General features: G+C 38.9%; 10 protein-coding genes. 7 read left to right on the forward strand and 3 right to left on the reverse strand.

Going from position 1 to position 15153, the window contains the following annotated elements; genetic code table 11:
• Positions 1 to 177: 177 nt before the first annotated feature.
• Positions 178 to 612, forward strand: coding sequence for a VOC family protein (locus H0W62_01135; GenBank protein MBA3647149.1), 435 nt, complete (start codon positions 178 to 180; stop codon positions 610 to 612).
• A gap of 127 nt (positions 613 to 739) precedes the next feature.
• Here the strand turns inward: H0W62_01135 and H0W62_01140 are convergent, their stop codons facing one another.
• Together H0W62_01140 and H0W62_01145 are read right to left on the reverse strand one after the other, a co-directional pair.
• Positions 740 to 2209 carry a T9SS type A sorting domain-containing protein gene (locus tag H0W62_01140; GenBank protein MBA3647150.1) on the reverse strand — a complete coding sequence of 490 codons (1470 nt, stop codon included), beginning with the start codon at positions 2207 to 2209 and terminating at the stop codon, positions 740 to 742.
• A gap of 92 nt (positions 2210 to 2301) precedes the next feature.
• Positions 2302 to 2679, reverse strand: a complete 378-nt coding sequence (locus tag H0W62_01145) for a hypothetical protein (GenBank protein ID MBA3647151.1) — start codon at positions 2677 to 2679, stop codon at positions 2302 to 2304.
• A 168-nt stretch (positions 2680 to 2847) separates the two neighbouring features.
• On the opposite strand from H0W62_01145, the gene H0W62_01150 reads away from it, so the two are divergent.
• Positions 2848 to 4008, forward strand: a complete 1161-nt coding sequence (locus H0W62_01150) for a thioredoxin fold domain-containing protein (GenBank protein ID MBA3647152.1) — start codon at positions 2848 to 2850, stop codon at positions 4006 to 4008.
• Between the two features lie 26 nt (positions 4009 to 4034).
• Here the strand turns inward: H0W62_01150 and H0W62_01155 are convergent, their stop codons facing one another.
• Complete coding sequence (locus tag H0W62_01155; GenBank protein ID MBA3647153.1) at positions 4035 to 4418, reverse strand: hypothetical protein; 384 nt, start codon at positions 4416 to 4418, stop codon at positions 4035 to 4037.
• 214 nt (positions 4419 to 4632) lie between these two features.
• Between H0W62_01155 and H0W62_01160 the strand changes: the two genes are divergently transcribed.
• The 5 genes from H0W62_01160 (at position 4633) to H0W62_01180 (ending at position 15120) form a co-directional block, all read left to right on the forward strand.
• Complete coding sequence (locus H0W62_01160) at positions 4633 to 7746, forward strand: hypothetical protein (protein MBA3647154.1); 3114 nt, start codon at positions 4633 to 4635, stop codon at positions 7744 to 7746.
• A 79-nt stretch (positions 7747 to 7825) separates the two neighbouring features.
• Positions 7826 to 8464, forward strand: a complete 639-nt coding sequence (locus H0W62_01165; protein MBA3647155.1) for a response regulator transcription factor — start codon at positions 7826 to 7828, stop codon at positions 8462 to 8464.
• A 191-nt stretch (positions 8465 to 8655) separates the two neighbouring features.
• Entirely contained in the window at positions 8656 to 11004 is a 2349-nt protein-coding gene (locus tag H0W62_01170; GenBank protein ID MBA3647156.1) for a T9SS type A sorting domain-containing protein, read from the forward strand.
• Positions 11005 to 11199: 195 nt separating this feature from the next.
• Positions 11200 to 12228, forward strand: coding sequence for a hypothetical protein (locus H0W62_01175; GenBank protein MBA3647157.1), 1029 nt, complete (start codon positions 11200 to 11202; stop codon positions 12226 to 12228).
• A 117-nt stretch (positions 12229 to 12345) separates the two neighbouring features.
• Positions 12346 to 15120, forward strand: a complete 2775-nt coding sequence (locus H0W62_01180) for a valine--tRNA ligase (protein MBA3647158.1) — start codon at positions 12346 to 12348, stop codon at positions 15118 to 15120.
• The last annotated feature ends 33 nt before the right edge of the window (positions 15121 to 15153 follow it).

The raw sequence follows: 15153 nt of genomic DNA on the forward strand, positions 1-15153 counted from the left end.
CAATTTTAAATCTTTATGCGTTACATTACATCGCTACTGTTTAAGTTTATAAAAACTAAAATAGGCAATGAAAGTTGCCCCTTATTTTTGCGAATGTTTAAATTATTTACTTTATAATGTACTTTCAAATATTGCATCTTAGCGCCTGTAACAGGTATTAATAAAATAGATATCAATATGGCAGTAAACCCAATTCCACCAGGATTTCACAGCATCACTCCTTACTTTAGCGTGAATGATGCCAAGCAGTTTATGACGTTTTTAAAAAAGGCTTTTAGTGCTGAAGAGCATTTTCGAATGAACCGGCATGACGGCACTATTGCACACGCTTCCATGCAAATAGGAGATTCAATGATTGAAGTAAGTGATGCCCGACCAGAATTTCCTGCAGTGTCAATGTCGGTACACTTGTTCGTAGAAAATGTAGACGCTGTTTATAATTGTGCTGTTTCAGCGGGCGCTGTTTCTGTTATGGCTCCTATGACTCAATTTTATGGTGACCGTGAATCGTATGTTAAAGATCCGTTTGGAAATAACTGGTATATTGCCACTCACGTAGAAGACGTGCCTGAAGATGAAATAGAGCGAAGGATGAAGGCCCAGGACCAATGATGCTAACCACATTTAGCATCATTCAGGTACAGCATTTTGTAATCAATGTGGTCCGATACAAGCGTAATTGATAAAGATGTTGTTAACCGGATTATTTTTGATTAAATTTAAAAATTGCTGAACAGAGCTATTGCTTTACAAATTTTTTCATCAGCACAGTTTTACTGTCAGCTAGTTTTATAAAATAAATTCCTGCGGGAAGTTTCTCAATATTTATAGACACGTTATTTACTTTATTCGGAACTATATTTTCTGAAATTATCTTTATTCGTTCCCCTTTCATATTCACGATTTCCAGGTTGTTAGAATTTTTGCCTGACACGTGGCAGGTTACACCTATAACATTTGACGATGGAACGGGGTAAACATCAATAAAATCTACAGACTGTGACTCACTGTTTATATTGGTAAGCGTATTATAAGCAGACAATATCCAAAGGTCCGGATCAAAGACTGCGTTTGTCGGGCTAAATCCTAAATTAACAGAAAAGCTTTGGCCGGAAAATGTGTTCTGTAAAACTACAATCGTATCATGTGAGGCGTCCGTAAATTCTACCGGTACCGGCATTGAAAAGAAAGACACAGAAGGATGGGAGGTTGTTTGTTCAATTGTAATATCTACAGAGGTATCGGTCGGGTTCCATAAGGTATAATAAGAAGGATAGCCTTCACCATAATACCATTGATTAAAAAAGTCAGAAAGGTCTTTGCCGCTGGCCAGTTCCATATTTCGTTGCAGGTCAGCAGTTCGCGCATAACCATAAGAAATAGCGGCATCGGTTAAATAATACTTTAAACCCTGAAAGAAAGCAGAATCACCAACCACCCACCGCAGCATGTGAAGTACATAAGCACCTTTAGCGTACGTTAATCTACCGTCAAAAATTCGATTGATTTCAGTAGTATCATTACAAAATACTGAACCGCCGGCATTACTTACTATGTAGCCGATCTCCTTTGCCTTCCAGGAATACCAATCGGACTGATACAGGAATTCATTTGTTAGTCCTTCACAATAGGTAGCAAAACCTTCATTCAGCCATATATCGCTCCAGCTGCCGCAGGTAACCATATCACCAAACCATTGATGTGCACATTCATGGGCCAGCAAATCAATTCCAAACCCTGATACAAACGTCATAGTCTGATGTTCCATGCCTCCTCCCCAGCTAAACTGAGCATGGCCGTATTTTTCTTTTGAAAAAGGATATTGAATAAATAAACTGTCGTAAAGCCGGATAACATTTATAAGCTCATGTGTTCCGGACCGGGCCTCACCCAGATTTTCAGGATATACATAGTTCAGCATCTGAAGTGAATCACCATTTAATAGCGGAACATAGTCACTGTAACTGGAATAATTAGTTACCGCAAGTGCTACCAGATATGCAGCAATAGGGTAACGGCTTTTCCAATGATATGATTTGTAATCACCAATCTGAACTTCAGAAATCAGCACACCATTGCTGCCATCGCGATAATCTCTAGGACAAGTAACTATTATATCAATAGAATCTATTTTATCATTTAAGGATTGCTTGCATGGCCACCAGTCTTTTGCTCCAAACGGCTCTGATAGAGTCCAGATAACAGGCACCCCACTGTGTGTGGTTTGAGAAAAGGAACCAAAGCCGGAGCCGGTGGGTATGCCTTCGTAATAAATGCTTACAGAATCTAAAATGCCATTAGTTATAGCGCAGGTAAAAAGATTGCCAGAACATCATCGCTACGTTGCGCATATCCGATACTGGAATTGTGATACCGGATGGAATCTATTTGCAGGTTGTAAGAGAAATCAAAATCCAATTCAGAGAAGTCATCTGTTTTCGGCACAAAATAAGTAGCTACAGAACCTGAAATATAGTATACATTAGGATCTATATTCCATTCACAGCGGTGATATTTAACATCATAGTTATCTGCTATTGTTTCTGAGGATTCTGACAACCGCAAAGCAATACGTTTTTCCGATTCCACTATCGTATTAAGATTTGGTGACAGCGGTACCTGTGCATGGATATACGATACTAAAAAAGAAAAAATAAGAGCGGTAAAAAATGATTTCACAAACAGAGGAGTTTAACAAGTCAATTAAAGGTATGAGTTTTTGGAAGACGATATTTTTGACGAATAAAAATAAGATAACAGCCTGTTTATTCTGCCTTTGGTGGGTTACTTATTTGATAAATACCGGTTTAGAAAGAACCTTTAAATTTGCTTTTATTTAGAATTAAGATGAAAATAGCATTACTGATATTCCTGATAATGCCAACCCTGGCCTTTAGCCAATACCAAGTGCAGTTCCAGGAAATCAGTTTTGTACAAGCACTTCAAAAATCCAGTGTAACTCATAAGCCTGTTTTTTTTATGGGCTATGCCTCCTGGTGTGAGCATTGCAAATACATGAAAGAGCAGGTGTTTACCGATTCCGCTGTAGCAGGATTTTTAAATCAGCATTTTGTTTCATTTAAAATAGATATGGAAAAAGGCGAAGGCATCGCACTCGCAAAAAAGTTGGCTGTTAAATCTTTACCAACGCTGATATTTTTAGACAGCAGTGGTAATACCCTTTATCGCATTGTAGGGGAATGGAAGAAAGATGATTTCTTAATCCAGGCAAAAAATGCACTTACGCCGGAACTGCAATTGCCTTATCTAAGGAAACAATATGAATCCGATAAATCCAATCCTGAAAAATGCTATCCCTACATCCGTGCCTTGCGGAGAGGAAATATGGATGTTCAGCAAGTGGCCGATGAATATTTTTTAACACAAAGCGATTCACAATTGTTGAGTGAAATAAACTGGAAAATACTTGCAAATGGAGAATTCGATATCACTTCTCATCCTTTTAAATTTCTTATCGCGCATCAGAAAGAATTTGCAGCAATTACTTCACCGGAGCGCGTAGAAAGAAAGCTTTTAGGTACAGTTGCTGAAGTGCTCAGTCCTTTAATTACCAATAAAGATTCGTTGAAATATTTTGAATTAAAATCTGCAGCTGTTGCTATTCGTGACTATAAAATAGATTCACTTCTTTTCACAATGGATATCACCCTTATGGAAAGTACCGGTAACTGGAGTGGATATCAAAAAGTAACTTCTGAATCCGTAACAAAATACCTTTGGCAGGATTATGTACAATTAAAAAATATCTGTGATCAGTATTTGAAACATATAACAGATCTGAAAGCACTCATTGCTGCAACAGAATGGGCATCGAGAACAGTACAGCTGCATGAGGATTACGGCACCTGGTTACTTTGTTCACGATTGTATTTGAAGGCAGGAAAAAAACCAGAAGCTTTTCAAATGGCTCAAAAAGCCAAGAATACAGCAGTTAAAAATGGATGGAGCACTGACGAAGCTGATGTGTTACTTAAGCAAACTCAATAGTAACAGAATTTAAAAAATTTTTTTCATCAATTACAGTTTGCTCCCTGGTTCACCCAAAGCTCCAATTTTTGTAATGCAGTATCCGCTATTTGTGTGGGCCCAAGGGAATAGGAGGGAGGCATGCCTCCTGAAGGGCTAAAAACACGGCTTTGCAATGAACCGTTATTTACTTTGTCTATCAGTCCTGCACAAGTAGTAAAATCCCCATTTGATCCCTGGTTGCTGTTTGTTACGTGACACTGCTGGCCGCCTGTTCCGTAACAATAAACCTGAAGAATAGGCACAATATCTTTAGAGAAGCTTATAACCGTATCTTCAATCAGCACTTTAGGAGCAGGCATGGCTGTTTTATCATTGGAACAACCAATAAAAAATAAACACGCACAAGCAACTACAAATAGATATTTCATGAAAAATATTTAAATGGAATACTTAAACTCATTGAAAAAATCAAACTTACATGAACTGGGACATAGTATTTTTAAAATGATAATCTAATTATCACAATTGTGTCATTTAATCTTAATTAATATCATAACAAATAAAGAATATGGCGAATTCAATGACTTTATCAGCTGTTTCTGAACAGGGCGGCGGTGTATTGTATATTATCTGTTGAAAGTTATGAGCGCTCAAAACAGTAAACAACTGCTGCTGGTTTATTTTATAACTCTTACTCTGGCAAGCAAAGGAGAAACGCCGGATTTTCATTTTGAAAATTTTACCACTGAAAACGGACTTTCTAATAATGAAGTCAGTTGCTTCTACCAGGATAAAAATGGCTTTTTATGGATTGGAACTAAATTTGGCCTGAACAAATTTGACGGCAACCAGTTTCAGAGTTTTTATCATAATCCGAATGATAGCAATTCCCTCTCGGGAAATCAGATTGTAGATCTATTGCAGGATGAAAACGGTGTATTCTGGGTTGCTACTAAAGATGGAGGTTTAACGCGGTACGATCCCCTTGCACAACATGGCAAACAATTCGATCAGTTTATCAACAGTCCTGAAAACCCTTTGTCTTTTCCTACGAACCGTCTGAATTGTGTTTTTAATTATAGCAGCAAATATATTATGGCAGGTGCTGAAGGTTTTCCTATTGTTTTAATAGATAAAAAATCATTAAAGGTGGTGCGATGGACTGCGGTGATGGATACTTCCGATTTGTTTTCCTTATTTAATGCAGATATCAAACAACAACTATTGTGGTCTCCATGGGTTCACAAGATCAAGCGACAAAATGATACGCTATTTATCAGTTTCCTTTCCGCAACTATAGTGTATCGTATTGTAAAAAATAGGCTGTATAATCCAAAGTATAATCCTTCCATAGAGGCAGATCCTTCAGGAATATTGACAATCCCTGATTTTTGTATAGATGGAAAAAAAATTTGGTGTACAAGCTGGAAGCAAGGGTTATTTCTGCAGCAAGATTCTTTTTTTAATGATCATTGGACTATCAGTACAAAAAAATTTGGTGACTTTAATGATGTCGCAAAAGCGGTGAGTAATTATAATCAACAATATTTATTAGTTGCCTCAGCCTCCACAGGATTATATTTAATCGATAAAAACAATGGTAAAAAGATTTCTTTCAGGAATAGAAAAAGTGAGCCGTACAGTCTGGCTTCAAATCAAACTACCTCATTATTTAAAGACCGTGATGGCAATTGGTGGATTGGTACTTTAGAAGGCTTTTCACGCTTTGATTCTAAGCAATGGCAAATAAAAATAACTCCCATTCTTTCAGATGCCTTTCCTGATTTTACATCGTTCAGCATTTTTGAAGATGATGAAAACATTTTGCGGATCTGCACAAGTGACGGAATTTATAAAAAAGCTTCGGGTGAAAAATCTTTTCATCTTGTCCCGTTTGAATTTAGAAATAAGCTGCTCAGTACCACGCTAATCCATGAATATGCACCTGGCGAATTTATTTTAGGAACGGAACTTTCTTTTTTCAAATATTATCCGCGCAGTGAAACTATTGAACCAGTTCCGGAAGACAAGCAATTTAATTTCCATACAGGGCTATACGATTTTGGAACCTTCCAGATTCGAAGCATGGTATCAGATACTCTTCATCAGCATCCGGTCCTGATGTATGCTCCACTAGGATGGGGACTTGGTCTCTACGATTTGGTAACAAAGGAACGGTTCGATTTTATTGTCAACCATTCGATAAAAAATTCTATTGGAAATAATCTTTCCAGAAAAATTATTAAAGATAAAATGGGAGTCATTTGGGTTGCAACTTCAGGAGGGCTTTTTAAATGGAGAGGTCAATCTGAATTAATCAATGATTTTGATTCATACTTCCACATACCGAATGATTCTTCTTCTATTTCTTCAAATGACATATCGGATATTTTTGCAGATGCGAATAACCACCTATGGATAACTACGATTGGCGGAGCACTTAATGAATTCGACGGTAATCGATTTACATGCTATCGCGCTGATCTGCCACAATCAAATCTGATGTATGGCATATACGCCGATAGAAGCAACCGTTTCTGGATACCAAGTGCCGCTGGCTTTGAAGTTTTTGACCGTGCGGAGAAGAGATTTTTTCATGTGCGGGTTTTCAATAGCACCATAATGCTAAGGCCCCCGGCCCAAATTATGCTAGATAAGAACGGTACTATGATGTATGCTGCAAAAAATTTTCTGGTTTCGTTCCAACCTGACTCTTTAAGATTTGATAAGACGTTTCCCAAAATTTATCTCACAGATTTTAAAGTGATGGACCAAAGCATTTTTCAGACTTCTGTATACTCGAATTTGAGATTGCCCTACAATAAAAATTTTATTACTATTGATTTTTCATCACTGCAACTATCACACTCTTCCCAGGTTAAGTATCAATATCAGCTTGCAGGCTTAAACGACGAATGGTTTTTTGAAGATGCAGATGGAAAAGCAAATTTCATGAGTTTGCCCCCGGCAAATTATACATTTAAAGTAAAGGCTGCCAATGCTGAAGGTAAATGGAGCGATGCCCTTAACCTTGTTTCTTTCACCATATTAAAACCTTATTGGCAGGAATGGTGGTTTTATATGTTAGTGCTTGCAGTGATAATATTTATTACCTGGTATATTATTTCCCTGCGTTTTCGTCAAATACTACGTCTTCAAACAGTCAGAAACCGCATTGCAAATGATCTGCATGACGATGTTGGTTCTGCCTTGAGTACAATCAGTCTTTATACAGAAGTAGCTCAGCTTAAATCGAGTGATGAAATAGGATTAAAACAAATCCTGACTAAGATATCCGCCACAAGCCAGGAAATGCAGGAGAATATGAACTTTATTGTGTGGAGCATTCAGCCACGTAACGATCGTTTCGATCATATGGTGCTGCGGATGAAGCAATATGCAATTGAGGTGCTTCAAACCAAAAATGTGCAGGTTCAGTTTGAATACGATGAAAAAGTACAGGCTATTAAATTTTTCGCCGAGCAGCGAAAAGAAATCTTTCTGATATTTAAGGAAACCGTTAACAATATTTCAAAGTATGCCAATTGCAGATCAGTTTCCATTTGCCTGGAAAGAAATGGAAATCAATTTAGGATGACTATCAGTGATGATGGCTCAGGATTCATCTATAAGGATAAATATGCAGGAAATGGACTGCACAGCATGAACGAGCGGGCTCGCACCCTGAATGGAATAATAAATATTCGCTCAACTCCCGGAAAAGGTACAGTAGTGGAATTACAATTAGTAGTATAGGCTTATTGCTCTTGATTGTGACCCGCAAGATTTTGCAGGTGAAACATAAATTAATCCATGGCATTTTTGCATTTCAATCATGAGCATTCGTGTAACTATTTTCGAAGACAATCCTACCCGGCGCGACGGATTAAAGTTACTGCTGGACAGTTCGCCAGGCTTCGAATCAGCGGGGGCATTTGAAAACTGTAATAATGTATTAAGTGATGTATTAAGCACGCAGCCGGATGTGGTACTGATGGATATAGAATTACCAGGCATAAGTGGCATTGACGCCGTACGTAAAATTAAGGAAGAATATCCTGCCATGGCCGTTATGATGCAAACGGTATTTGATCATGATGAAAAAGTATTTCAATCGATTCTGGCGGGTGCCACCGGTTATATATTAAAGAAAACTCCGCCTGTTAAACTGCTGGAAGCCATACAGGAAATTTATGAAGGAGGCGCCCCCATGACCCCGGAAATTGCAATGAAAGTCTTGAAATTTTTTAGGAATAAAGAAGCTCAAAAAATACAAGTGCACTACTTGTTAACTGAAAAGGAAAAAGAGATTCTTACCGGACTGGTGGACGGCTTAAGCTATAAAATGATTGCAGACAGACTCAGTATCAGCTATCATACAGTCAACTTTCACATTCGTAATATTTATCAAAAACTACACGTACATTCTGTGAGTGAAGCTGTCGCAAAAGCTATAAAAGAAAAGATTGTCTGAATGAAAATATATAATTGCATAATAATTATATATTCAATAAAGGTATTCTTGCATTTATAGCTACTGCTAATACAACCTGCAACACATCTGATCCTATCCATTATAAATATCCATGCCTTACCTGCGAGATTTAGTAGTTGTAAAATCTGACCCGCAGAGATAGGTTTGTAGAAAAATTAAAAAAGATAAACATGAAAACAAAATACCTACTTCTGGGCATGATGTTCTTTTTACTGTGTGCAAATACTTTTGCTGCGGAAATAGAACCCAATGACACCAAGGCGAAAGCTACTAAGCTGAATCTTAATGGCAGTAATACAGGGGCAATCAATCCTGTAGGGGATGTTGATTGGTGGCAGGTAGCCACTACTTCTGATGGGCAACTGAATGTTACTCTTACATCAACGAATGGTTTATATTGCTATGTTACCATATATGATAACAACGGCACTACGTTGCTTGCTTCTAATTATACGAATGGTACGGTTACCATTTCAAAGGATGGTTTAGCTCCCGGAACTTATTTCATTTATATCTATCCCTATTACTCAGATCAGATGCCATCTTATACGCTTTCAAATGTATTTACACCTGCTGCTTTAACCAACGATCCTGAGCCAAATGATACCTATACAAATGCAAGTAACCTTCCATTAAACAAAAGCAAAACAGGACATATTGGCTTTTATTATAATCAAAAAAGAGATACGACAGATTTTTGGAAAATTACAACCACAGGTGACGGTTTAGTAAGACTTAGTCTGACCTCGCAGAACGGACAGTATGTTTATTATCAACTATTCGATGCTGATGGTATCACGAATCTTCATAGCAGCTATACCAATGGATCTCAATCGTACGACGTTGTTGGTCTGGCGGCGGGAACCTATTATGTTAAAATATTTTGCTTCTACAGTGATGGCTTTGCTCCTTATACTCTTACTGACAGCCTGATTCCTCCTGTGCAGGCTAATGACCCTGAGTCAAATGATTCAAAAAAGAATGCGGTCACCTTGAATTTAAACAGTACCGTTACCGGGCATATAGGATATTATGCAAACCTACAGCGGGATATGGAGGATTGGTATAAGGTTACAACCAATAAAGATGGTATGATTTCAATCACGTTTACTTCTAACAATAACCAGTATGTGTACGCATACCTGTACGATAATGATGGTAGCACACTGATAGGTGGAAATTACACCAATGGTACTTTTACCTTCAATACGGATGGTCTTATGGCAGGTACATACTATGTGAAAATTTTCCCCTATTACTCCGATGGATTCGCACCGTATACGCTCACAAATTCATTATCCAAGTATGCAAATGCAGATGATGGCATTTCGAATGATGTTGCGAAAAAAGCCGCCACCTTACCGGCAAACACTACTACTCCTGGTCACGTAGGTTTTTATTATAAGAATTCCCGTGATTTAATAGATTGGTGGAAGATCAATTATACCGGGAATGGTGATTTAACAGTAACTATGAATGTAGAACCATGGCTAAGCACTGGTGGAGTTCCCTACTCATATCTTCAGATTTATGAAGACACATTAGCAGCGCCCATCTTTAACCAGTACAACAATTCCGGAACTGTTACGGCAACTCTTACAGGCTTGTCTAAGAAATATTACTATGTGGCAGTATTCCCTTTTTACAACACTGAATGGTTTTCATACAATCTAACTCCAACATTTACTCAAAAGAACTGTGCCTCAATTAGCCTGGTACAAGCTACTTCAAATGGTTGTTCCAACAGCAGTCTGGAATACCAGGCAAGTGGAAGTCATGCACCCTATTCGGTTCAATTATACCGGTATGGAAAGCCGCTGGGATCTCCCATAGTAGTAAATAATGGGAATTCCTTCACATTCGATAATCTGGCCCCTGGCAATTATTACGCAACAGTTTACGGTGATGGAGCAACTGGAAGCTGCTCCAGCACAACACCTGTTACTACTATTATGCCTGTTATAAAAGGGGAAACTACTTCTGGAATAACGTCAACCAAAGCAACGCTCAAATGGAACACAATTTCTTGTGTCGTCGAGTACAGTGTTCAATACCGGGTGGAAGGAACTTCTTCCTGGACAACGAAAACAACAAACGGCAATGTGAATTCGTATCAATTAAAAAACCTGACTCCCAGCACTACTTATGAGTGGCGGGTGGCAGGTGTAGATATGGGTAATGGTGAAACAGCCACGGGAAAGTATTCTTCCATTACTACCTTTACAACGTTAGCATCTAAAAATGAAAACCTTCTGTCAACAGGAGGAGATAATTTAATAACTTCTTTGTATCCCAATCCTGTTTCAGATGTAATCAACCTTTCCATTGAACACGGTTCCGGACAGTTAAACCTCTCTATCGTTAATAATATTGGTCAGGTCATGGCTCAGCGTATCGTTCAGGCAGATGCTGCTGGCACTATTGTAAGCTGGAATGTTTCTGAATTCCCACAAGGAATATACCTGGTGAGAATTACGAATGGCACTTCAATAGAAACAAGACTGTTTAATAAGCAGTAACAGAATGTATCTCAAAAAAAACGCGGCCCGCAAGCCGCGTTTTTTTTTGCTTAAAGCTACCCGCCATATTCTTTATTTCTTTATCGATTTATGCTCCTTTTGAAATATAACCTGAATAGGGATCAGTTTAGAAAAGCTGGTTAAACTAATCAGAGTGTTGCATCTTTGTAACAGCAGTAAACAATTATTTGACTGATGAGAACAGTTTTGATTCTTTTTCTTCTTTACTCTTGTTCTTTTCAGTCTCCTCGGTCTGACAACACGTTGGCTTCTCATTTTCCTTCCGGGGAAAAAATTAATGGCGCAGGCCTGGTAGCCCCCTATTCCATGATTGATGAAAGTGCCCTTGATTCACTTAGCAGTATTCACACAAATTATGTATGCTTAATGCCGTTTGCATTTGTGAAGCCGGACGAGGCGGCAATCTATTACAACGGCAACCACCAGGCATGGGGTGAAAGCCCCAATGGCATTGCTTGCTGTATTAAAATGGCTCACGACCGCGGAATGAAAGTTATGGTGAAGCCGCAGCTTTGGGCGCACCATGGTGAATATACAGGTGATATTAAATTTTCAGATGTATCAGCATGGGAGAAATTCGAAGATGGATATTCAGATTATATACTGCAATTGGCCAAAGTTGCAGATTCCTCTCATGCAGATATTTTTTGCATCGGTACAGAATTGAATTGTTTTGTTGCCTCTCAAAATCAATACTGGAGTGGACTTATTGATTCGGTTCGAAAAATCTATCATGGTCAGGTCACCTATGCTGAAAACTGGGATTGCTATCAGCGTATTCCTTTTTGGAATAAGCTGGACTACATTGGTGTGAATGCCTATTTTCCCCTTTCAGATCATTCAACTCCTGAGGTTGAAGATCTGAAGCAGAAGTGGCAACCCTGGCTGCTAGCAATGAAATCGTTATCAGGCAAAAATCAAAAACCGGTTCTGTTTACTGAATACGGTTATCGAAGCATTGATGGCTGTGCCAAAGCCCCGTGGGAATTTTTTACTTCGGGAAAAACCAATTACACAGCACAGCAAAATGCCTATGAAGCCATGTTTGAAACCTTCTGGAATCAGGATTGGTTTGCAGGCGGATTTTTCTGGAAATGGTACGATAAGCTGGATGATGAAGAATATCCAATAGATCAGGACTTCACTCCGCAGCAGAAGCCTGTTTTGCAGGTTATTCGTAAATGGTATGAAAAAAAATCCTGAGAGAGCAATATCTGTTCATAGCAAAATCTTCTGCCGGGCATTTCTGTAAATTAACCTTTACGCCAGGAATTTATCTTTGCATTTTTTCAGCAATTCATTGTAAACTTTTTTGCCGCTATGGAGATGGAGAAGATTTATAATCCTTCCGGTATAGATGATAAGTGGTACCAGCGCTGGATGGATGCAAAGCTATTTCAATCAAAGCCCGATGAACGTGAACCTTATACTATAGTAATTCCGCCGCCGAATGTGACCGGTGTATTGCATATGGGCCATGCGCTGAACAATACCATCCAGGACATCTGTATCCGCCGTGCACGAATGATGGGAAAAAATGCCTGTTGGATTCCGGGAACTGACCATGCCTCTATTGCTACAGAAGCAAAGGTGACGGCAATGCTGAAAGTACAAGGGATCAGCAAGAAGGATCTTTCACGTGACGAATTTTTGAAATACTGCTGGGAATGGAAGGAAAAATATGGAGGAATTATTTTGCAGCAGCTTAAAAAATTAGGCTGCTCACTGGATTGGAACCGAACAGCCTTCACCATGGATCCGGATTACTCCCGCGCAGTAATCGGGGTTTTCATCGATCTGTATAATAAAGGATACATCTACCGCGGTGTTAAGATGATCAATTGGGATCCTAAAGCAAAGACAGCACTTAGTGATGAAGAAGTTATTCACAGAGAGGTAAAATCGAAACTATATTACATACGGTACAGCCTGGATTCGAATTCAAATGATGGTGACCAAAAATCTGTAAATGAGACTTTGAATATTGGACAGGAGGAATACATTACCATTGCGACTGTTCGGCCGGAAACTATATTAGGAGATACTGCAATCGCCGTTAATCCAAATGATCCTCGGTTCCAGCACCTCCATGGCCGGTTCGCTTTTGTACCCCTGATAAACCGCAGAATCCCAATCATTTTTGATGACTATGTGACCATGGAATTTGGGACCGGCGCGTTAAAAGTTACACCTGCTCACGACATAAATGATTACAACCTTGGTTTAAAGCATCAGCTCCAGGTTATCGATACATTAAATGATGATGGCACGTTGAGCAATGCTGCGCAGCTTTATACGGGCGAGGATCGCTTCGAAGCACGGCGAAAAATTGTTCGTGATTTAGAAAAAAGCGGACACCTGGAAAAAACGGAAGACTACGTTAACCAGATCGGTTTTTCCGAGCGAACAGAGGTTGTGATAGAACCACGTCTATCCTTACAGTGGTGGTGCCGGATGGAAAATATGGCTAAGCCAGCTCTTAAAGCAGTATTGGATGAAGATATTAAGTTTTATCCTGCAAAATTTAAAAATACGTATCGCCACTGGATGGAAAACATTCACGATTGGTGCATCAGCCGGCAGCTGTGGTGGGGACATCGCATACCGGCATGGTTTGCGCCAGACGGAAATCTTGCAGTGGCGGCAACGGCTGAAGAAGCAGCAGCAATTTTAAATGTAAAGAAACTGAATCTGGAAGCTACAATCGAAAATTCACAGTTCGCTGATCCTGTTTCTTACTATGAAGCCAGACAGTTGCGGCAGGATGAAGACGTGCTCGATACGTGGTTCTCATCCTGGCTGTGGCCTTTCGAAGTATTTAAGGGATTAAGTGATCCGGGAAATGAAGAGGTGAAGTATTACTATCCCACAAACACGCTCGTAACCGCTCCTGAAATTATCTTCTTCTGGGTGGCGCGCATGATCATGAGCGGGTATGAGTATATGGGGAAAAAGCCATTCAGCGAAGTGTACTTCACCGGCATAGTACGGGACACCTTGGGAAGGAAAATGTCTAAATCACTTGGCAACTCTCCCGATTTGCTGGCTTTGATTGATCAGTATGGGGCCGACGCTGTACGGTTTGGTATTTTAATTTCATCACCTGCAGGCAACGATCTTTTGTATGATGAGAAGCTGATTGAGCAGGGAAGAAATTTTAACAATAAAATTTGGAATGCACTGCGGCTGATAAAAGGATGGAGTATATCTGATAGCAATCCTCCTCCCGATTTATCACAGTCAACCGGTAATCAATTTTCAGTGGAGTGGTTCGAAAATCATTTGAATTTAACTGTAAAAGAATTAGAACGGCTGTTAAACGAATTTCAGATTTCTGCAGCATTAAAACTTTTATATGAATTGGTTTGGGTAGATTTCTGTTCCTGGTACCTTGAAATGGTGAAGCCCGGGTTTGAGCAATCAACTGATCAGGAAACCTACTCTAAAACAGTTGACTTTTTTGAGATACTAATGAAATTATTACACCCCTTCATGCCTTTTATAACTGAAGAGCTTTTTCATTTAATAAGGGAAAGAACGGAAACAGAATTTATAACCATTTCAGATTATCCAAAGTATATTAAAAAAGAAGGGTTCAACGAAAATTACGAAAGCGTACCATCGCTACCGATAAGTGAAACATTAAAAGAATTGGGTACAATAATTAAGGAAATAGTTACAGAGGTTCGTGAACAAAAAAATAGAAATAATATAAAGCAAAATGAAAAAGTGACATTGTATTATTTGGATGACCGCTATATAGTAAACAGTGACCTGCTAAAGAAGTTAGCAGGCTTAAGCAGCATTGAAAAAGTGACAGACATTCCGGAAAATTCGATCCGTTTTCTCTACCGGACGCAGGAATTTTTCTTGGCATCTCCCCGTGCAATTGATTTTTCTAAAGAAAGGCTGTTTTTAGAAAAGGAACTTACCTATCACCGTGGTTTCTTAGATTCGGTAATGAAGAAGCTTGGCAACGAAAAATTTAAATCGAAAGCTTCGGTTCAGATAATTGAAAATGAAAAGAAGAAAGCTTTCGATGCACAGGAAAAAATCAGGCTGCTGGAAGAGCGGTTGCATGTAATTATAAATTAACTTGAAAAATGGAAGTGATAATTAAAATTTGCT

This window comes from Chitinophagales bacterium, assembly GCA_013816805.1.
In the GTDB taxonomy this organism is placed as follows: Bacteria; Bacteroidota; Bacteroidia; order Chitinophagales; family UBA10324; genus MGR-bin340.

Excerpts from the sequence above, each read along its gene's own strand:
- H0W62_01135 (MBA3647149.1), top strand. The coding sequence starts at position 178 with ATGGCAGTAAACCCAATTCCACCAGGATTTCACAGCATCACTCCTTAC.
- H0W62_01150 (MBA3647152.1), top strand. The coding sequence starts at position 2,848 with ATGAAAATAGCATTACTGATATTCCTGATAATGCCAACCCTGGCCTTT.
- H0W62_01155 (MBA3647153.1), bottom strand. The coding sequence starts at position 4,418 with ATGAAATATCTATTTGTAGTTGCTTGTGCGTGTTTATTTTTTATTGGT.
- H0W62_01160 (MBA3647154.1), top strand. The coding sequence starts at position 4,633 with ATGAGCGCTCAAAACAGTAAACAACTGCTGCTGGTTTATTTTATAACT.
- H0W62_01165 (MBA3647155.1), top strand. The coding sequence starts at position 7,826 with ATGAGCATTCGTGTAACTATTTTCGAAGACAATCCTACCCGGCGCGAC.
- H0W62_01170 (MBA3647156.1), top strand. The coding sequence starts at position 8,656 with ATGAAAACAAAATACCTACTTCTGGGCATGATGTTCTTTTTACTGTGT.
- H0W62_01175 (MBA3647157.1), top strand. The coding sequence starts at position 11,200 with ATGAGAACAGTTTTGATTCTTTTTCTTCTTTACTCTTGTTCTTTTCAG.
- H0W62_01180 (MBA3647158.1), top strand. The coding sequence starts at position 12,346 with ATGGAGATGGAGAAGATTTATAATCCTTCCGGTATAGATGATAAGTGG.